This is a genomic window from Corynebacterium sp. 045007 (genome assembly GCF_040743205.1).
In the GTDB taxonomy this organism is placed as follows: domain Bacteria; phylum Actinomycetota; class Actinomycetes; order Mycobacteriales; family Mycobacteriaceae; genus Corynebacterium; species Corynebacterium jeikeium_D.
In genome coordinates this window covers 128169-147205 of record NZ_JBFLKW010000001.1, presented here as the reverse complement: position 1 = coordinate 147205, position 19037 = coordinate 128169, and the positions used below count along the sequence as shown (strand labels likewise).

The 19037-nt window shown below is 59.5% G+C and carries 17 protein-coding genes; 6 read left to right on the top strand and 11 right to left on the bottom strand.

All coding sequences use genetic code 11. The features are described 5' to 3' along the window. Nucleotides 1–9: 9 nt before the first annotated feature. Nucleotides 10–1053 carry a C40 family peptidase gene (locus AB1Z34_RS00680; protein ID WP_070628792.1) on the bottom strand — a complete coding sequence of 348 codons (1044 nt, stop codon included), beginning with the start codon at nucleotides 1051–1053 and terminating at the stop codon, nucleotides 10–12. Further along, a complete protein-coding gene (locus tag AB1Z34_RS00675) occupies nucleotides 1053–1373 on the bottom strand; it encodes a hypothetical protein (RefSeq protein WP_367157751.1) in 321 nt (106 codons plus the stop codon). The genes AB1Z34_RS00680 and AB1Z34_RS00675 overlap by 1 nt, the downstream gene beginning before the upstream one ends. A gap of 345 nt (nucleotides 1374–1718) precedes the next feature. Here AB1Z34_RS00675 and upp point away from each other — a divergent pair, with 345 nt between their 5' ends. Beyond that, nucleotides 1719–2354, top strand: coding sequence for a uracil phosphoribosyltransferase (upp, locus tag AB1Z34_RS00670; RefSeq protein WP_016422152.1), 636 nt, complete (start codon nucleotides 1719–1721; stop codon nucleotides 2352–2354). Nucleotides 2355–2363: 9 nt separating this feature from the next. Here the strand turns inward: upp and AB1Z34_RS00665 are convergent, their stop codons facing one another. Beyond that, nucleotides 2364–3047: a hypothetical protein gene (locus AB1Z34_RS00665; protein WP_141744775.1), complete on the bottom strand. Its 684-nt coding sequence runs from the start codon at nucleotides 3045–3047 to the stop codon at nucleotides 2364–2366. Nucleotides 3048–3243: 196 nt separating this feature from the next. Here AB1Z34_RS00665 and AB1Z34_RS00660 point away from each other — a divergent pair, with 196 nt between their 5' ends. Both AB1Z34_RS00660 and AB1Z34_RS00655 read left to right on the top strand, forming a co-directional pair. Beyond that, nucleotides 3244–4470, top strand: coding sequence for a M20 family metallopeptidase (locus AB1Z34_RS00660; RefSeq protein ID WP_126107898.1), 1227 nt, complete (start codon nucleotides 3244–3246; stop codon nucleotides 4468–4470). Nucleotides 4471–4545: 75 nt separating this feature from the next. Then, nucleotides 4546–5955 carry an NAD(P)H-quinone dehydrogenase gene (locus AB1Z34_RS00655; RefSeq protein WP_016422155.1) on the top strand — a complete coding sequence of 470 codons (1410 nt, stop codon included), beginning with the start codon at nucleotides 4546–4548 and terminating at the stop codon, nucleotides 5953–5955. Nucleotides 5956–6053: 98 nt separating this feature from the next. On the opposite strand, the gene AB1Z34_RS00650 is transcribed toward AB1Z34_RS00655, so the two are convergent. The 5 genes from AB1Z34_RS00650 to pgi form a co-directional block, all read right to left on the bottom strand. Next, nucleotides 6054–6332 (bottom strand): mycoredoxin, encoded by a 279-nt coding sequence (locus tag AB1Z34_RS00650; RefSeq protein WP_088611943.1) that lies wholly within the window; start codon nucleotides 6330–6332, stop codon nucleotides 6054–6056. 98 nt (nucleotides 6333–6430) lie between these two features. Next, nucleotides 6431–6961 carry a dihydrofolate reductase gene (locus AB1Z34_RS00645; RefSeq protein ID WP_149421027.1) on the bottom strand — a complete coding sequence of 177 codons (531 nt, stop codon included), beginning with the start codon at nucleotides 6959–6961 and terminating at the stop codon, nucleotides 6431–6433. 23 nt (nucleotides 6962–6984) lie between these two features. Further along, a complete protein-coding gene (locus tag AB1Z34_RS00640) occupies nucleotides 6985–7821 on the bottom strand; it encodes a thymidylate synthase (RefSeq protein WP_149421026.1) in 837 nt (278 codons plus the stop codon). A gap of 16 nt (nucleotides 7822–7837) precedes the next feature. Continuing rightward, complete coding sequence (locus AB1Z34_RS00635) at nucleotides 7838–8593, bottom strand: 3'(2'),5'-bisphosphate nucleotidase CysQ (RefSeq protein ID WP_049190299.1); 756 nt, start codon at nucleotides 8591–8593, stop codon at nucleotides 7838–7840. Nucleotides 8594–8761: 168 nt separating this feature from the next. After that, nucleotides 8762–10399: a glucose-6-phosphate isomerase gene (gene pgi, locus AB1Z34_RS00630; RefSeq protein ID WP_049190297.1), complete on the bottom strand. Its 1638-nt coding sequence runs from the start codon at nucleotides 10397–10399 to the stop codon at nucleotides 8762–8764. A gap of 224 nt (nucleotides 10400–10623) precedes the next feature. Here pgi and AB1Z34_RS00625 point away from each other — a divergent pair, with 224 nt between their 5' ends. Further along, a complete protein-coding gene (locus AB1Z34_RS00625; RefSeq protein WP_367157750.1) occupies nucleotides 10624–12105 on the top strand; it encodes an NAD-dependent succinate-semialdehyde dehydrogenase in 1482 nt (493 codons plus the stop codon). A 22-nt stretch (nucleotides 12106–12127) separates the two neighbouring features. On the opposite strand, the gene AB1Z34_RS00620 is transcribed toward AB1Z34_RS00625, so the two are convergent. After that, nucleotides 12128–12502 (bottom strand): chorismate mutase, encoded by a 375-nt coding sequence (locus AB1Z34_RS00620; protein ID WP_049171980.1) that lies wholly within the window; start codon nucleotides 12500–12502, stop codon nucleotides 12128–12130. 65 nt (nucleotides 12503–12567) lie between these two features. Here AB1Z34_RS00620 and AB1Z34_RS00615 point away from each other — a divergent pair, with 65 nt between their 5' ends. Continuing rightward, nucleotides 12568–15273 carry a UvrD-helicase domain-containing protein gene (locus AB1Z34_RS00615; protein ID WP_367157749.1) on the top strand — a complete coding sequence of 902 codons (2706 nt, stop codon included), beginning with the start codon at nucleotides 12568–12570 and terminating at the stop codon, nucleotides 15271–15273. 21 nt (nucleotides 15274–15294) lie between these two features. Here the strand turns inward: AB1Z34_RS00615 and AB1Z34_RS00610 are convergent, their stop codons facing one another. Next, nucleotides 15295–15786, bottom strand: coding sequence for a hotdog fold domain-containing protein (locus AB1Z34_RS00610; protein WP_038627827.1), 492 nt, complete (start codon nucleotides 15784–15786; stop codon nucleotides 15295–15297). 151 nt (nucleotides 15787–15937) lie between these two features. Continuing rightward, a complete protein-coding gene (locus AB1Z34_RS00605) occupies nucleotides 15938–16645 on the bottom strand; it encodes a M23 family metallopeptidase (RefSeq protein WP_016422164.1) in 708 nt (235 codons plus the stop codon). Nucleotides 16646–17178: 533 nt separating this feature from the next. On the opposite strand from AB1Z34_RS00605, the gene AB1Z34_RS00600 reads away from it, so the two are divergent. Next, nucleotides 17179–18999: a DUF6350 family protein gene (locus tag AB1Z34_RS00600; protein ID WP_367157748.1), complete on the top strand. Its 1821-nt coding sequence runs from the start codon at nucleotides 17179–17181 to the stop codon at nucleotides 18997–18999. Nucleotides 19000–19037: the final 38 nt, after the last annotated feature.

The window sequence follows — 19037 nt, the reverse complement described above, 5'->3', positions numbered from 1 at the left end:
CCCACCGCACTATCCGGTCGGGCGGTAGAACCCCTTAAACGGCATGCCGATGTTGGTTGTACGCACGGGGTTTACCTGTACCGGATCGCCCGCTTCGACCATCTTTCCGTCGCCGATAACCATGGCGACATGGCCGTCCCACACTGCAAGATCGCCAGGCAGCAGTTCATCCTGGCTCACCTGTCGGCCGACGGCCTGTGCTTCTGCCGTGCGGGGAATATCAACACCAGCTTGCCCGTAGGCCCAGTGCGTCAAGCCTGAACAATCGAGCGCCTGCCCCGGAGTATTTCCGCCCCAACCATAGGGCGTTCCCACGGCACTGAGTGCAGCTTTCACCGCAGCTTGGGCTTCTGGTGTCGGCGCGCCAGCCCCCGCATCCGCAGGCACCGGCGCGCCGCCCGAATCGGACGACGCCCACGAACCATCTGCAGCGTCGGTAGCGCTGGCCAATCCTGGGGTGTTCGTAGACGTAGAAGCGAAGGCGGCTTGAGTGGTTGCTGGGGCCTCCAACTGCGTCGGACGGGGTGGGGCAGGGGTGTCCACCGCGGTGCTTGCCTGCTGTATCAGCGACTGCACCAGAGGCCGCAGTTCTTGTTCTAGTTTCATGAGCCGCGCAATGGCCTGTGAGATCGCGGAACTGGCCGCTGAGACTAGGCTGGCACCGGTTGCGGCGAGACCTGCGGGCCCCGCAGCCGTCGCAGTCAGCGAGCCCATGGCGGAAGTAACAAAATCCATGGCAATCCGGGCCAAATCAGTGGCCGCTGACATTACTGCGGCTAGGCCCTTGGCAATGTCACTGTCAATGGTTCCGGCGCGAGCTTCCAAGTCGGCTGCCGCATTTGCAGCCTGTTTGAGGCTTGTTCCCGCGGCTCCTGCCCCGGAACGAGCACCATCGCCCCAGTTGCGGTCAACGGAATCTGCCACAGAGCGCCAGGCAGTACTCGCGGCGGGGATTGCGGCCCCAGCAAGTCCTGCCAGTGCGGGCGCGATGGCAGGACTTAGCTGTTGTGCAATCGCGCTGGGGACTTCCGTAAGTAGATTGGTGGGAAGCATCACGCACCTCCAATCCCGCGAGCTGCAACGGCTCCCATTTTCGGTGAAATGGACTGCAACGCATGTGCGCCTGCATCTTCAGCAGTGGACACCGCAGAGACAAGAGCGTTCAGTGCACGAGCAGCGCTGGTGCCGTACTCATTCAGCTCAGCCACATGCTCGTGTTGGTGCTGTAGAGCAGTGGCTGCAGCGTGACAGAAGGGGCCAGCAAACGGGACGTCGCCAAGCGAGAGCAGTGCGCTGATGCCCAAGTCAGTGCCGCTGACCTGCTGCGACAACGCGTCAAGGCGCGCGGCATTGGCAGAAATAATCTCTGGCACCAGCGTAAAGACTGAGTCATTCCCGCTAGTGGCCGGAGAGAGAAACGATTGGCTGTGGGAACTGTGTGGTGATGGACGGGACAATGTTGACGGCCTCTCTAGGAAATTCGCGTGTGGTTCAACACTCAGTGCTGTGGCTGAACGGCTAGCGGGGTTCGGACGGCGGCTGAGCGGCAAGTGGTTTGGTAGTAAGCGGGCTTACGCAAATGGGGCGCAGTAAAAAGCCCTCGTATTGTTAGGCGCGAAAAAGGCCGATTCGGTTCCATCTTTTTTGGGAACGCGTTTTCAGAAACTTGTGATGCCGGCACCAGAGCGGCAAAAGCAAAGCAATGTATTTTGGAAGGCATGGAGATTACCGTTGTCAACCATCCCTTGGCACAGTCACGTTTGACCATTCTGCGCGACGCGCGCACTGATAACGCGGGCTTCCGTGCGGCACTCGCCGATCTGGGCGCAATGCTGATTTACGAGGCAAGCCGGGAGCTGCCCGTCGATAACTTCGATGTTCAGACCCCAATCACCACCGCGCCGGGTTACCGTCTGCAGGATCCGCCGATTATTGTTCCCGTCATTCGTGCGGGGCTTGGCATGATCGATCCGTCGCTGTCGATGATTCCGGATGCGCAGGTGGGCTTTATTGGCTTGGCTCGTAATGAGGAAACCCATGAGCCGGTGCCGTACCTCGAGGCGCTGCCGGAGGATCTGTCCGGTCGCACTGTCTTCCTGGTCGACCCAATGCTGGCAACCGGCGGTTCACTGCTGCATGCCCTGAAGCTGTTGGTGGATCGCGGAGCGGACAACATCACGGCCGTGTGCATCATTTCTGCACAGCAGGGTGTCGACGCCTTGAAGGAATCCGGTTTCCCGGTGCGTCTTGTCACCACTGTGGTGGACCCGGATCTCAACGAGGATGCCTACATCGTGCCGGGTCTGGGAGATGCGGGCGACCGCCTCTACGGTCCCCGCAACATTGATCTTTAAATTGATCTCTTAGGCAGTTCCCCAGGCTTCTGCAGCGTACTTCTTGACGACCTCGTTGTCCTTGGTCACAAGAACTCCGTCGGGGGACATCTGGTACTTGTACGAGCCGTTTTGTGCAACAACGCGGTCGCCCTCATCGACGATGATGTCCATCGATCCGGAACCCTGTGGTGTATCCGAGCGGTAGTACTTCTCGCCGGAGCGCGTCTCACAAGCAGCAGCCTTAATTCCCTGTTCAGCGGCGATAACAGCAAAAGCGCGGTCACCGTTGTCGCAGCGTGCGGAGCTGCCCACGAAGCCCAGGCCGTCCAAGTCGGAGCGGCCAGTGCCGAAGTCCTGCCCCTCCGGAGCTGATGTCGGCTCTGAACTCGTCGTCGTGGATGGCGAAGACGTGGTGCTCGGCGTCGACGACGAGGACGATGTCGAAGTGCTCGGCGTGCTTGACGACGTCTCGGAGGACTTCGACGTAGTTGTGGTCGTGGTGGTCGTCTTGCTCGTAGAAGTCGAACTCGTCGAGGACGGCGGTGTCGAACTGGGCGACGTCGGCTGCGAGGAGGAGGGGACCTCCGGACGCTGGGGCTCATCACTATTGTTCAGCGACAGGCCGATGGCGATGCCGATGACGACCACGAGTGCGGTGGCCACGATGATGATGGGGATGCTGAGAGACTTAGGTGTGCCATTGCCGGACATGCCTAATATCATCGCAGACTTCCTCAAAATGTGAAACATCTGATAATTGAAGGGGTCAAAGTGAAAGAAGTGGCCCCTGGTCATGTGTACGTCTGGCGCTGATATTCAAACGCTTGCCGGCCACTGCTGTCGCTGGCGCAGTCGTCGGTAGGCCTCTTGTTACGGCCTGTCGGTGGAGCGCTTACACTGGAGAATTGTGATTGAGGAGTTTATTAAGCACTGGTGGGCCGAGCACGCGAACGAGATTCTCGAGTGGCGGCGGCATCTTCATGCGCACCCAGAGCTATCTCACATGGAGCACGCCACCACGGCTTTTGTGGAGGAGAAGCTGCGTGCTGCAGGGCTGAAACCAGTGCTGTTTCCCAACACCGGCTTGATGGTCGACATTGGTGAAGATGAACTCGCCGGTAGCGAAGCCGGAGGTGAATTGCCGGGGCGTCTCGCTTTCCGCGGCGATATAGACGCGCTTCCAATTACAGAGACCACGGGGCTGGAGTTTGCCAGCACCAACGATGGCGTCATGCACGCCTGCGGGCATGATTTTCACACCACGATTACGCTCGCGACGGCTCTGGCTATGGCTGAGTACCACGAGAAGCACACGTTGCCGACGCCGCTGCGTTTCATTTTCCAACCTGCCGAGGAAGTCATGGTTGGCGGTGCGCCCGAGGTTATCGCTGCCGGTGCGCTCGATGGCGTTGAGCGTATTTTTGCCGTCCACTGTGAGCCGAAGCTGCGCGTCGGTCACGTCGGCGTTCGAACAGGTGCCATCACCTCTGCGGCCGACACGCTGGAGATTCAGGTGCATGGCCCGGGCGGGCATACCTCCCGTCCGCAGATGACAGCCGATGTTGTCTATGCACTGGGCAAATTGATTGTCGATTTGCCCGGATTACTGTCGCGACGCGTCGACCCGCGCACCGGCACCGTGCTCACGTTCGGTTCCGTGCACTCCGGGTATGCGCACAACGCGATTCCGTCGGAAGGCAGCGTCAGCGGCACCCTGCGCACCGCGGACATCAAGACCTGGCGCGACATCGATCCACTGGTCCGCGAACTCATTGAACAAGTCCTCGCCCCGACCGGCGCAGAGTGCACCATCAATTACGAGCGTGGCGTGCCGCCTGTGCTTAACGACGAATACTGCACCGCCCTGATTGCGGAAGCAGTGCGACGAGTGGACGAGAATGCTGTCATTCAGGCCCCACAGTCGTCCGGTGGCGAGGACTTCGGTTGGTATCTCGAGCACGTCCCGGGCGCGATGGCCCGCTTGGGCTGCTGGTCCGGCCGCGGCGACAAGCACGATTTGCACCGAGATGACCTAATCGTGGACGAGCGTTGCCTGGGCGTTGGTGTGAAACTCTTCGCTGGCATTGTTGCTCGCTATGAGGACGGCGCGCAGTCAACCATGACTGTCCGTTAGACTATGGGGGCAAAGCGGGGAAAATGCCTCCCGCGGTAGTTACATTGTGATATCCACGGCAACTTTGGAGGATTTGTGGCACAGAGGATCGTAATCATTGGCGGCGGCCCAGCCGGCTACGAAGCAGCGCTGGTTGGCGCCAAGTACGGTGCTGAAGTCACTGTGGTTGAGGATGCCGGGATGGGCGGTTCTTCCGTCCTGTGGGATTGCGTTCCCTCTAAGGCCTTCATCGCGGCGACGGGCGTTCGTACCGATATGCGCCGTGCGGACGAGATGGGTCTGCGTCCGGACTTTTCCCAGCGCAAAATCGACTTCACTGCGGTCAATGAGCGCGTTAAGCGCCTGGCACAGCAGCAGTCCGACGATGTTCGCGCGCAGATGGAGCGTGAGGGCATCAAGATGCTGCAGGGCCGCGGTCGCCTCGATGACCACGACCCGGGCCGTGTAACTCACTACGTCACCGTCGACTTGCTCGAGGGCGGCGAGGTCACTCTTGAAGCCGACCTGGTGCTGGTCAGCACCGGTGCGTCCCCGCGCATTCTGCCGGGTGCGATTCCTGATGGTGATCGTATTCTGACCTGGCGTCAGGTCTACGAACTGGAGGAGCTGCCGGAGCACCTCATTGTGGTCGGTTCCGGTGTGACTGGCGCTGAGTTCGTATCCTCGTTCACCGAGCTGGGCGTGAAGGTCACCATGGTCGCGTCGCGTGATCGCATCCTGCCGCACGAGGACGCCGACGCTGCAGATGCCCTGGAGGAGGTCCTGCTGGAGCGCGGTGTGGACGTTGTTAAGAACGCCCGCTGTGATCTTGTCGAACGCACGGAGGATGGCGGCGTTCGCGTCGTCACTTCCGACGGCCGTGAGGTCTTCGGTTCCCACGCGTTGATGACCGTCGGCTCGATTCCGAACACCGCGGATATGGGGCTGGAAGCCAGTGGCGTAAAACTGACCCCGTCTGGCCATATTCACGTTGACCGTGTTTCCCGTACCAACGTGCCGGGTATCTACGCTGCCGGTGACTGCACCGACTTGTTCCCGCTGGCTTCCGTTGCAGCTATGCAGGGCCGTATTGCGATGTACCACGCCCTCGGTGAAGGCGTATCTCCGATTCGCCTGCGCACCGTTTCGTCGGCAGTGTTCACCCGCCCGGAGATTGCGACTGTCGGTGTCTCCCAGGCTCAGATTGAGTCCGGTGAGGTCTCCGCTCGCGTTGAGGTTTTCCCACTGGCAGGTAACCCGCGTGCGAAGATGCGCTCGCTGCGCCACGGTTTCGTCAAGCTGTTCTGCCGTAAGAACTCCGGCATGATTATCGGTGGTGTGGTGGTCGCTCCGACCGCCTCGGAGCTGATTCTGCCAATTGCGGTGTGTGTTTCCAACCAGCTCACCGTCGATGACCTGGCAAGTTCCTTCTCTGTCTACCCGTCGCTGTCTGGCTCGATTACTGAGGCTGCTCGTCAGCTGATGGCACACGACGATCTGGACTAATACTGGTATCGCGACTGGCAGCATGACCGGTCGTATTCATACTTAAAAAGCCGAGCCCCGAAAGTGGGGCTCGGCTTTTTAAATACTTAGCTTGTTAATTACTTGCCGGAAAGCTCAGCGTACTTAGCGGTGACTTCCTCAACCGACGGATTCGTGGCGTGCACGCCATCGGAGTACAGCACAGTCGGAACAACGCGGTTGCCATCATTGACGGACTCAACCCACTTCGAGAGGTCGTCGTGCTTTTCGACATCCCAAGCCTCAAACGGAGTGCCGTTTTCCTTCAGGCCAGCAATAAGGTTCTGGCAGAAAGGGCACCAGGACGCAGCGTAAATGGTCACGTGTTCGGTGGTCTGTGGAGTCTTCACATCAGTCATACTTAGGTCAACGCGCGGACCAAGGCCGATATTCCATTGAGCAATACTTTCGCCGGGCAGTAGTCCCGCCTCAGAGCTTTGCTGGACAGGCTTCCAAGCTAATCCTCTAGCCGCCGCCACGTGCAGGAGCGGTAGCGTAGGCCGGTCGTTGACGTCTGCCACGGACCATCCTCGACGCGAACCCAGTCGTAGAGGTCGGGAGCCATGACCGGTACCGGGACGCTGACATCAGTATCAATGTCGGTGACCACGCATTCGTCGGCAAGCGAAAGTGCGTCACGATAGACGCGCCCGCCTCCGATTACCCACGCTGCAGGTTCGTCGGCGACGGCTGCGAGCGCGGCTTCGAGGCTGGTTGCGGACTCGGCGCCGGGGAAATCGGACACGGAGCGTGAAAGGACGATGTTTCGACGACCGGGGAGTGGTCGGAACTTGGGATTCAGCGAGTCCCACGTGCGACGCCCCATGATGACCGGTGCGCCCATCGTCGTTGTTTTGAAATGCTGAAGATCTTCAGGCAGATGCCAGGGCATAGTCGCACCGTCGCCGATAATGCCGGCTCGAGACTGCGCCCAGATCATCCCTACAAACGGGGGTCTTGCGCTGGTGGAAGCGGTGGACTCGTTCATGTCGACACTCACCTTTCGCTGACTTAGACAGCCACCTGACCGCGAATCAGAGGATGCGGGTCGTAGCCGATGACCTCAATGTCCTCGTAAGCGTAGCAGAAAATGCTGTCGGCCTTCCGAAGCTTCAGCGTGGGGTAGGGGCGCGGCTCACGGGAGACCTGCAGTTCGCACTGTTCAATGTGGTTGTCGTAGATGTGGCAATCACCACCGGTCCAGATGAACTCACCAACATCCAAGCCCGCCTGCTGCGCCATCATGTGCGTCAACAGTGCATAGGAAGCAATGTTAAACGGCACGCCCAGGAACATGTCCGCGCTGCGCTGGTAGAGCTGGCAGCTGAGCTTGCCATCCGCGACGTAGAACTGGAACAGCAGATGGCACGGCGGCAGCGCCATATTGGAAATCTCGGAGACATTCCAGGCGCTGACGATGTTGCGGCGGCTATCCGGGTTGGACTTCAAAGTCTCCAGCGCCTGTGCAATCTGGTCGATGTGGTGCCCATCTGGAGTGGGCCAGGAGCGCCACTGTACGCCATAGACTGGGCCGAGGTCGCCGTTGTCGTCTGCCCACTCATCCCAAATAGTCACCCCATGATCCTGGAGCCACCGGACGTTTGAATCGCCGCGGAGGAACCACAGCAGCTCGTACACGATGGACTTCAGGTGCACCTTCTTAGTGGTGATCAGTGGGAAGCCCTCGCTCAGATCAAAGCGCAGCTGGCGGCCGAACACTGAGCGAGTGCCCGTGCCAGTGCGGTCTGATTTAGCTGCTCCGTCAGCGAGAATTTCGCGCAGCAAATCCTCGTACGGAGTCTTAATGCCCTGATGAGCCTGTGTCGTGATGTCAGTGGAGTCGGTCATAGCCGCCCTAGCTTACCTACTTCTGCTCTTGATCCTTGAATTCCTTTACCAGTGCCAGAATCTCCTCCGACAGGTCCGGTCGGCAGAACAGCATATCCGGCAGGAAAGTATCGACATTATTGTAGGTCGGCGCGGAGCCGTCTAGGCGGCTGACAAAAAGCCCTGCGGACTTAGCGACACCAACCGGCGCTGCCGAGTCCCACTCGTACTGACCACCGTCGTGGATGTAGGCGTCGTAGTCACCGAGCAGCACGTGCATTGCCTTCGCACCAGCGGAGCCCATCTCCACCAGCTCCATGCCTAGCTTGTCAGCGACGTACTTCGCCACAGCCGGTGGGCGAGTACGCGATACGACAATCTTGCCCGCACGCGGCCCCTGCACAGCCTTGGCCTCACCCGTGTGGAAAACCTGGCCGTGATCCGGCAGACCAACAGCAGCGTGGGTCGGCTGACCGTCCTCTACTAGAGCGACATGAACTGCCCAGTCCTGGCGCCCCGAAGCGAACTCACGCGTGCCATCGAGTGGGTCAATAATCCACACCCGCTTTGAGTCCAGGCGCTCACGGTTATCCGCGGCTTCCTCCGACAGCAGTCCGTCGTCCGGACGGTGCTGCTCTAGTACGCGGGCAATCCACTCCTGTGCCAGTGCGTCGCCGGCATCTCCCAGAATGCGGCCACGCAGCAGGCCTACGTTGCGGACACCCTTGAGAATTTCACTGGCGCCCACGGCAAGTCGATAGGCAAGAACATCATCTTCAATGTAGGCAGACATGACTTAGATACTATTCGCTTTTTCCCGACCCCGCTTTACGACGGGATGCCGCGCCCCATCCTCACCGCAACCGAGTGGCCATACAAATAACAAAAGTCCGCCCGCAGCGAGAATCAGTTCAAGCCGAAGGCGGACTCTTAGCTATCTAGGCCAATTGGCCAGAAGACGTTAGCGCTTGTCGCGGTACCACGTCAGCAGCGCATCGGTAGAAGCGTCGCCAGAATTAGGCGCCACTTCACCGGTAACAGCAGGCAGTAGGTCGCCAGCCTGCTGCTTGCCCAGCTCGACGCCCCACTGGTCGAAGGAGTTCAGGCCCCAGACAATGCCCTCGACAAAAGTAATGTGCTCGTAAAGTGCAATCAGCGCACCGACAGCGTCCGGGGTCAGTTCCTCAGCCATGATGGTCGTAGTCGGACGGTTACCCGGCATGACTTTGTGCTCCACGAGCTCCTCAGCAATGCCCTCTGCGCGAATTTCTTCTGCGGTCTTACCGAAGGCCAGCACCTTGGTCTGTGCGAAGAAGTTACTCATCAGCAGGTCGTGCATGGAACCTTCGCCAGATGCCGTCGGCAGATCCTGGCGTGGGCGGGCAAAGCCGATGAAGTCAGCCGGAACCAGGCGAGTTCCCTGGTGAAGAAGCTGGAAGAAAGCGTGCTGGCCGTTCGTTCCCGGCTCACCCCAGAAGATTTCTCCGGTGTTGTAGTCCACCCTCTTGCCGTCGGTACGCACGGACTTACCGTTCGATTCCATGGTGAGCTGCTGAAGGTACGCCGGGAAGCGAGAGAGATCCTCGGAGTAGGGCAGTACGGCATGCGACTGGGCGTCGAGGAAGTTTGAGTACCAGACATTCAGCATGCCCATCAGTACCGGCACGTTCTGCTCCAGCGGAGCGTTGAGGAAGTGCTCATCCATTGCTCGGAAGCCCTGCAGGAAGCGCATGAAGTCCATCGGGCCGACGACGGCCATGATGGACAGGCCGATGGCGGAGTCGACGGAGTAGCGGCCGCCGACCCAGTCCCAGAAGCCAAACATGTTCTCAGTGTCGATGCCGAATTCAGCGACCTTTTCGGCATTCGTGGAAACGGCAACGAAGTGCTTGGCGACGGCTTCTTCGCTACCCAGTTGCTGGATAAGCCAGCGGCGAGCTGCGTGAGCGTTGGAGAGCGTCTCCTGCGTGGTGAAGGTCTTGGAAGCGACAATAAACAGCGTGGACTCCGGATCGACCTCATCCAGAACCGCCTGCAGGTCAGATGGGTCAACATTAGAGACAAAGCGGGCATCAATGCCGGCAGTGGCGTAGGTGCGCAGCGCCTTGGTCACCATTGCCGGGCCCAAGTCGGAGCCACCGATGCCGATGTTCACCACAGTCTTAATAGTGTGACCCGTGTATCCCAGCCAGTCTCCACTGCGGAGGCTGCGAGCGAAATCGCGCATGCGGCCGAGCACCTCATGCACGTCGGCAGCGACATCCTGGTCGCCGACGGTCAAATTTTCCTCTGCTGGCAGGCGCAGCGCTGTGTGCAGCACGGAGCGGTTTTCAGTGGTGTTGATCTTGTCACCGCGGAACATCTTTTCGCGTGCTTCCTCGATACCAGCGGCGCGAGCAAGTTCAACCAGCTCGGCAAAACCGTCGAGGCACATCAAGTTCTTGGAAAGGTCAACGTGGAGAGTGCCTGCATCGAAAGTCAGCTTCTCAGTGCGGCCATCTTCATTGGCGAAAAGCTCACGCAGCGAGGTGGCGCGAACATTGTCCACGCGCTTAGCCAGCTGAGCCCACTGTTCGGTTGCGGTGATATCTACAGTCATTCCTGCTCCCAGGTGAGTTTTGACGAAATGCACTTTATACCTCCCCAGACTAGTTGCGTTTTGGCGCTCTCGCCGGGCGACAGTATTCGATCAGGCGTGACCACAATCTGCTGGCAGCTCGATTCCGCGGTGCCTTTGCTCCGCCTATGCGCCGACCATCCGTCGACTATCCGCCACCTACGAGTCCCTAGCCCGCTTCAGCAAAGGCACCTACCCTGGAAAATATGACTGATTTCACCCCTGATTACGACAACATCCTTAAAGATGTCCCCACAGGCCTTCTCCTCGGCGGCGAGTTCCGTCCCGCATCGAATGGTGAGACCTTCGATGTCGTTAACCCCGCGACAGATAAGCCGCTGGTCCAGGTCGCTTCCGCCACAGAGGAGGACGCCAGGCAGGCGCTTGACGACGCCGTCGCAGCCCAGAAGGAGTGGAAGGTAACCCCGCCCCGCAAGCGCAGCGAGATTCTTTACCGCGCTTTTGAACTCATCCGTCGGGATGCAGACAAGTTGGCCCAGCTGCAGTCCCTGGAGATGGGCCGTGCGTTGCCGGATTCCAAGGCTGAGGTCGGCTACGGTGGCGAGTTTTTTCGTTGGTTCGCTGAGGAGGCCGTGCGTATCTCCGGCGATTACCGAATTTCTCCGAGCGGGACCTCGCGCGTCGCGGTGATTAAGCAGCCGGTCGGCCCGGCTTTGGCTATTACGCCGTGGAATTTCCCGCTGGCTATGGGGACTCGCAAGATCGCCCCGGCACTGGCCGCCGGTTGCCCGGTCATTATTAAGCCCGCGTCCAAAACTCCGCTGACCATGCTCTACCTGGGCAAACTACTTATCGAGGCCGGTGTTCCCGCAGGCGTGATTTCCGTCCTGCCAACAGGGCACTCAGCCAACGTTTCTGCCCTGCTTTCCGATGACCGCCTGCGCAAGCTCACCTTCACCGGTTCCACCGAAGTTGGCCAGATGCTCGCTGCGAAGGCCGCGGAAACTTCGATGAAAGTTTCCCTTGAGCTCGGCGGGAATGCTCCGTTTGTCATTCTCTCTGATGGTGATGTTGATAAGGCTGTGCAGGCAGTCAGTGACGCCAAGCTCCGCAATGGCGGCCAGGTGTGTATCGCCCCGAATCGCTTTATTGTTCATGAATCCAAGAAGAATGCGTTCGTCGAGGGCGTCGTCAAGCGTTTTGCGGAACTGAAGTTGGGCGAGGGTACCGATCCTGCCACGGATCTTGGCCCACTCGCACTGCGCGATCAGCAGGAAAAGGTTCGTGATCTGGTTGACGATGCGGTCACGCGTGGTGCGAAGGTTGAGTGTGGCGGCAAGATTCCGGATCTCGGAGGCGTGCTTTCCGACGGCTACTTCTTCGAGCCCACAGTTCTGACCGATGTGCCCGAGGATGCGGATATTGTCCGCGAAGAGATTTTCGGTCCGGTGGTTGCAGTGACAACCTTCACGGACGATGAGCACGCGATTGAGCAGGCAAATGACACGATCTTTGGTCTGGCGGCGTATGTGTTCAGTGAGAACCTGACCAAGGCACTTGGTGCGGCAGAGGCATTGGAGTCCGGCATGGTTGCGGTCAATAAGGGCTCGCTGTCGGACCCGTCGGCGCCGTTCGGTGGTGTCAAGCAGTCCGGTCTTGGCCGTGAGGGCGGCTTCACCGGTATCAATGAGTTCCTAGAGGAAAAGCTGATTTCCCTGGAAGGCTAGCAGGACAGGTAGCTGGCGAGGGTTAGCCCAGGCGACCGCGTCCCATGCGCAGCAGCGCCGACGCGATTGCCGGGCCCTCTGGGCCAAGTGCGTCGCGGAACTCGTTGATGATCTGCACCTCTCGGCCGTGCACGAGACGCGTGCCGCCAGATCCCAGGCGGGTTTTGCCGACGGCCTTACTGATTGCGGTGCGGCGTTGAATGGCATCGATAATCAGCCCGTCAAGGCGGTTGATTTCCTTGCGGTACTGTTCGATCTCCGCGGAGCTCAACGGGTCATCGGTACCGGTGGGGGTGCGGACTTCAAAAGGGGATACTGCCGCCGCCTGCTGGCTGTGCTCGGCGCCGTCGGTGTTGTCGGTGTGTGCGGCGCGAGTGTCCGCAGGGTTTTCGCTCATAGTTCTTATTGTGCCAAAGGATTCGAACAGTCCAATCCGGGGGCTCGGCTACTGTAGTAGCCATCATGGGAAATGAAACTGGAATGCTGTTCGGGTCCTTCAATGCTGACGATGGACGTAGTGGCGATAGCCATGCTGGTTCGAACCACGGTGAGGCGGGCGGTGCTACGCCTGGCCGTGGTGGGTTCGGCCACTTCGCCAGCGCTGGTAGCAATAGCGCACCGAGTGACGCTGCCAGCTTTGGCGGCGGTTTTGGCGGTGGCTTCGAGCCCAGTTTTGATTCAGAGTCGCTGCTAGAGGGGCTTAATCCGCAGCAGCGCCAAGCAGTGGAGCACATTGGTTCACCACTGTTGATTGTGGCTGGAGCGGGTTCAGGAAAGACATCTGTGCTGACGCGCAGGATTGCATACCTGATCGGTGCGCGTGGGGTCCTGCCAAGCCAAATTTTGGCTATTACCTTTACCAATAAGGCCGCAGCCGAGATGCGCGAGCGTGTGGCGGGACTGGTCGGTGACCAGGCGCGGCGTATGTGGGTGTCCACGTTCCACTCCATGTGTGTGCGCATCCTGCGCATGCAGCATGCGCTAGTACCGGGGCTTAATTCCAATTTCTCTATTTATGATTCGGACGACTCCCGGCGTTTGCTGTCCATGATTGCTAAGGACATGGACCTGGATGCCAAGAAGTTCACCGGCCGCGTGCTCTCGTCGCGTATCTCCAATCTCAAGAATGAGTTGATTGACCCGGAGAAGGCCATCGCGGATGCCTCGACGACGCGCAATCCTTTTGATGACGTCGTTGCACGGGTTTACCTGGAGTACCAGACCAGGCTGCGGGCGGCTAATGCCGTGGATTTTGACGATCTAATCGGTGAGGTCGTTCGGATCTTCACCAGTCACCCGCAGGTCGCAGAGTATTACCGTCGCCGCTTCCGGCATGTGTTGGTGGACGAGTACCAGGACACCAACCATGCGCAGTATGTTTTGGTCTCGACGCTCGTCGGCAAGCCCGGTGGAGATGTGCCTCCGAGTGAGCTGTGTGTGGTGGGCGATTCGGACCAGTCCATTTATGCCTTCCGTGGTGCGACTATTCGCAATATTGAGGAGTTTGAGAAGGACTATCCGGAGGCCACGTCGATTCTGCTGGAGCAAAACTATCGCTCGACGCAGACGATTCTGTCGGCGGCCAATGCGTTGATTGCGCGCAATGAGAATCGCCGGGAGAAGAAGCTGTGGACCGATCTCGGTGAGGGCGGCAAGATCAAGGGCTACGTAGCGGACAATGAGCACGATGAGGCTCGGTTTATCGCTAACGAGATTGAGCAATTGGTCGATTACGGGCCGTACTCGTACTCGGATGTGGCGATTTTCTACCGCACCAATAATTCCTCCCGTGCTCTAGAGGATGTCTTCATTCGTATGGGCGTGCCGTACACGGTGGTTGGTGGCACCAGGTTTTATGAGCGTAAGGAAGTACGCGATATTGTCGCCTACCTGCGCGTTATTGAGAACTTCGACGATGATGTTTCGCTGCGTCGCATTATCAATACGCCGCGGCGTGGAATCGGTGACCGTGCGGTGGCGCATGTGTCGCTCTATGCCGAAGACGAGCGGTGCTCGTTTGGCACGGCGCTACGTGCCGTAGCTGAGGGCAAGGTTCCGGCGGTGGCGGCGCGGAGTCGAAACGCGATGGCGGCGTTCGTCGAGATGATTGATGCTCTGGCGGCGGATATGGCATCCGGTGAACTGGCCGATATCGGTGACTTGGTCAACGCGATTATTGACCGCAGTGGATACAAGTCGGAGCTCGAGCGCTCCAATGATCCGCAAGATGCCACGCGCCTGGACAACCTCAATGAGCTCGTCAGCGTTGCGCGGGAGTTCTCTGCAGAGGCGCGGATGATGTCGTCGGTGGATATTAGCGCTGATGTAAATGAAGGTTCTGGCGCTGCAGCTGATGCTGAAAGCGGTGCTGATACCAGTGGCGAGTCCGAGGTGGAATCTGAGATCGCGAATGACCTCGCGCGTGATTTCACGGCCGACTTCGACAACGATGGGGAAGCAGAGCCGGGAAGTCTGCAGGCATTCCTCGAGCGAGTTTCTCTGGTGGCGGATGCGGACCAGATTCCGGATGATGACACCGGTGTAGTGACGTTGATGACGCTACATACGGCCAAGGGCCTGGAGTTTCCGGTGGTATTTCTCATCGGCTGGGAAGACGGACTGTTCCCGCACCTGCGCGCCCTGGGCGATCCGAAGGAGCTGGCCGAAGAGCGGCGTCTGGCCTATGTCGGTATTACCCGTGCTCGCAAGCAGCTGTATCTCACGCGAGCTGTGACTCGGTCCTCGTGGGGTTCGCCGCAGAATAATCCTCCCTCACGTTTCCTGGGGGAAGTCCCAAGCGACCTGATTGATTGGCTGCGCGAGGCTCCGGCCCGAAGCTGGGGCGCCGGTTCTGGTGGTTTTGGCTCTGGTGGCTACGGCGCGGGCAGCGCGTTCGGTCGTGGACATGGTGCCTCGTCGGGCTTCGGTTCCAGTTCGGGCTTCGGCTCGGGCTCGGGTGGGTCCGCCAGCTCTGGTGCGTCATCCCGAAAGAAGAATCAGGTCTTGCACCTAGAGCCCGGTGACAAGGTTGTTCACGACAAGTACGGCTTAGGCACTGTGCTTGAAGTCCAAGGGGTCGCGCCCCGGGCAACTGCGATGATTGACTTTGGATCCGCAGGTAAGGTCCGCATGATGCTTATCGGCGGTGTGCCAATGGAGAAGCTGTAAAGATCCATCACCGCCTGGAGGCTACTTAGGCTTCTTCGCTGTCACCCAGCAGTTGATGGTGGCATCTTGCACTTCGGTGCCGTTGGCGTCGGTCAGCACGATGTGGACGGGAAAATCTACCCCACCAGTTTCCGGTGTGATGGTGGAGAAGTCCGGCAACTCAGCCTTGGCCACAGCCGTCAGCCCACCGACGGAGATGCGCTTGTAGTTCGTCGTCATGCCCTTTGGCACCCAGCGATGCGTTGTTGGCACGCTGGCCTCACAGAGCATGCCCATCGCGAATTCAGCGAGGTTACACGCAGCAATCGCATGCACGGACTTAATGTGATTACGCACGCCCCACCAAGCGGGCATGCGCGCTACCGCCAGTCCAGGCTGCATCGTCTCTAGCTTGGGGCAGATCGTGCGAAAATATGGCGCCGTCAATGCGGCGGTTAAGGAAAATAGACGCTTGCCGACGACTGGAGTCGCAGCCAACTTCTTCCACATGCGGAATGTTTGAGTCTCTGCCATGTGTCAAGAGTAAAGCCCCAGTACCGGCGGCGATGCCGGTTTCTGAAAAATTAATCAGGGGAGGCTTGCCGCCGCGGTCAAACAGGGGGCGGTGCACAGGTAGGGCCTTTGCAGAGCGACCAGGCCTGCTCGTACCTGTGTCGATACCTGATTAGTTCAGGTTCAGACCACGCTGGATGAACCAGGTCACCGGGTCGACCGGAGTGGTGCCATCCGGGTGGATCTCGAAGTGGAGGTGCGTACCGGTGGAGAAGCCGCGGTTGCCCATACCGGCGATGACCTGACCAGCTCGGACAGCTTCTCCGACAGCAACGTAGATGGACTCGATGTGGCCGTAGACGGAAACAGAGCCGTCGTCATGGCGAACGCGAATCCACTGGCCGTAGCCCTGAGCCGGGCCTGCATCGATAACAGTGCCGTCCATGACGGACATGATTGGGGTGTTGGTGACGTTAGCCAGGTCGACACCGTAGTGGAAGGTTCCCCAGCGTGAGCCGAACGGTGAGGTCAGCAGCCCCACGGTCGGGATGGAGAGTTTCGGAGCGCGGGCAGCCTGGTCGCGAGCAACGCGCTCCTGGTTGTACTGCAACGCCGTAGCGAGGTGGTCGCTGAGGTTAGTGCTCGGATTGAAGGAGCTGGAGGCCAGCACCATCGGAGCGTTGTTCTTCGGCTGAGCAGCGCGGGTCTGAGTCGAAGCTGAGTTCTCCGGAGCCTTATTCTCGGTCTCAGCTGCGTGGGCGACCGCGTTGGAGGAAGCGATCGTCGATGCGGACAGTGCGACCAGTGCTGCGCGAGAAGTTGCGGAAACCTCTACCTTGCGGTGCTTTCCGCCTCCGCGACGAGCATTGAAAAACGTCACTTCAATCTCCCTGCCAACGAAACTCTTTGTAACCCAACTGTTATCTAACTTCTGCGATAATAACGGTTCGATATAGGGCAAGCAACTTGTTTTTAGAGAACTTGTTCGCTGATTCGTCAGTTTCAGTTCAATAGGGCCGTGCTGTGGCCGTGGGGCTGTTGTCTTGTATCACGGATCCGGTGAAGCGCAACCGGTGTGTTGCCAGGGGATTTATGGCGGATGCCCCTTAATCGAGGGGCTGGGTAGGGGGATCGGCAAGTAGTTTCCGGGTGAACTAAGGGTGTGGTCGCGGGGGTGGCAAAAAGTAACCCATCGGCGTTGACAAATGGAAACCAAAGGTGAAGCCACTTTGGGGGGGAGGGGGCAAAAGGAGATCGGACTCAACGGATACCGTCCGTCCTGGGATCCGTACCTTCAAATTAGACTCTGCAATGCCTAAACAAAGAGGCGTTGTATGTATGGCACTATATGGCCATGGCTGTGACGCACCCTTGCGTGGCACCCTATCTATATAGGTGGGCAATCAGCTGTCAATGATTAGACGCGGGAAGGACGATGTCACTGTGAAAGGCGCGGATTCGCGGAGAGGTTCCTCCGGTAGCGATCGAAATCGGCGAAGCCGCACCGGTGCCGGTGGCAGCGGCGGGGGTTCCCGTAGCGTCCGCAGCGAGCGCACTGCCCGCGCATGGCAGAATACGCAGGCCGGTCAGACTGGCGGTGCGCGCAGCGTCGGTGCCGACAGCAATCGAGCCGCCACGACGAAGATGAAAGCGGGGGGCTCCGGAACGTCGTCACGCAAGGGGCGTCCCTCGGGGTTCCGTCGTTTCATTAACTCGCCTCGTACACGCCGGTTTGGGCTGTCTGTTGCCGGTTCTTACGGCGTCGTATTGCTGTTCATCATCTCGGTAGCTCTGATTGGCGTCATCGTCAGTGGCGCTGGAATGTCTCCGCTTCCAGCGAGTATCGCGTCGATGTGGATGATCTTTAACCTCGCGCCGTTCCGTTTTAACGGCACGACGCTGGGGCTCACACCAGCACTGCCCGCGGTGCTGATGGTGTTGTTCATCGCCTGGCGTGTACGCCGCGAAGTCGCTGATCGCATCAGCATCAAGGATGTCCGCGCGTTGGTCGGCGCGTATCTGGGCACGCCCATTGTTCTCACCATCATCGCGTGGCTCATGCTTTACGACGCGTCGAAGGTGTTTCCCCGCGTTCAGACCCCTAGTTTCGGCCTTGCGATTGCAGCCGCGCTGCTTGTAAATCTCGTGGCCTTGGTGCTGGGAATGGGGCAGCGGTTGCTGCGTGCACTACTGCTGCGCCGGAAGCTGCCGGAGTGGTTGCTCGGGTCGGCCCGTCTGGCGGGCAGCTACGTGGCATGGCTGTGGCTGGCCGGTGTTGTGGTGACACTCGTTTCGCTGATTTGGCATCGAGAGTTGCTGGCAGAGACATTTGCAATCACGGATACCGTCGGTGAAAGTGTTGCGGTCAGCGGCCTCTCGCTGCTGTACCTGCCAAATGTGGCCTTCGGTGCTGTCGGTGTGCTGGTGGGCGGAAAATCGACGTTTGGGCCAGCGGAGGCTGGGCTGTTCGCAGTGCACCCGGCTCAGCTGCCACCGCTGCCGATTTTGGCTGCCATGCCTCAGTCGCTGGTGCACTGGGCTTTCGGAGTGCTGATTGTGCTACCGCCAGCCGTTGCGGCTTGGCGCGTCGTGGCATTCCTGAAGAAATCTGCACCGAAGCAGCCCTACCTGGTCGTCGTTCTCGCTGCCGTGTGGTCGATCATCTTCCTCATGGGGCTGGCTTGGCTGCTCGGCGGTGAGGTTGGCATCTTTGGGTGGGCCGGTGCCTCCTGGTGGCTGACTGGACTGCTCGGCTCGATGTGGCTGGTTGTTCCGGGGGCCATCGTGGTTGTTGCGATGACCGGTGTGCCGTCACTTGGTAGGGACAAGGGTGTCTCGGAAGTGGCCGCCGAGAAGTTCCCGCCGAAGCCTGCAGAAGATGGGGACGGTCACGCTGAGGCTGAGGATGCCGGCGACGCCGATAAGTCCGACAATGACGGGGACAGCTCGGAGGAGTCAGAGGAGGCGGAGGAGATTGTCGACGGGGAAGTCGTAGCGACCTCCGACGATGAAGCCGAGTCCGACACAGAGGAGGAATCAGAGTCCGGTGCTGAGTCTGAAGACACTTCAGAAGGCGCTGAGGAATCAGACGACTCTGAAGAGGATTCGGAAAGCGCCGCAGGCGGAGAAGAACCGAGCGAAGTAGATGCGACCGACGAGGACGAATCCGATGAGGACACCGAAGACTCGGAGGAGGGCGGCGACGGGGAACCGTCGTCAAGCCAAAAGAGCTAAGCCAACTTAGGGGGAGTGGAATTTGGGGTCTCTGTCGG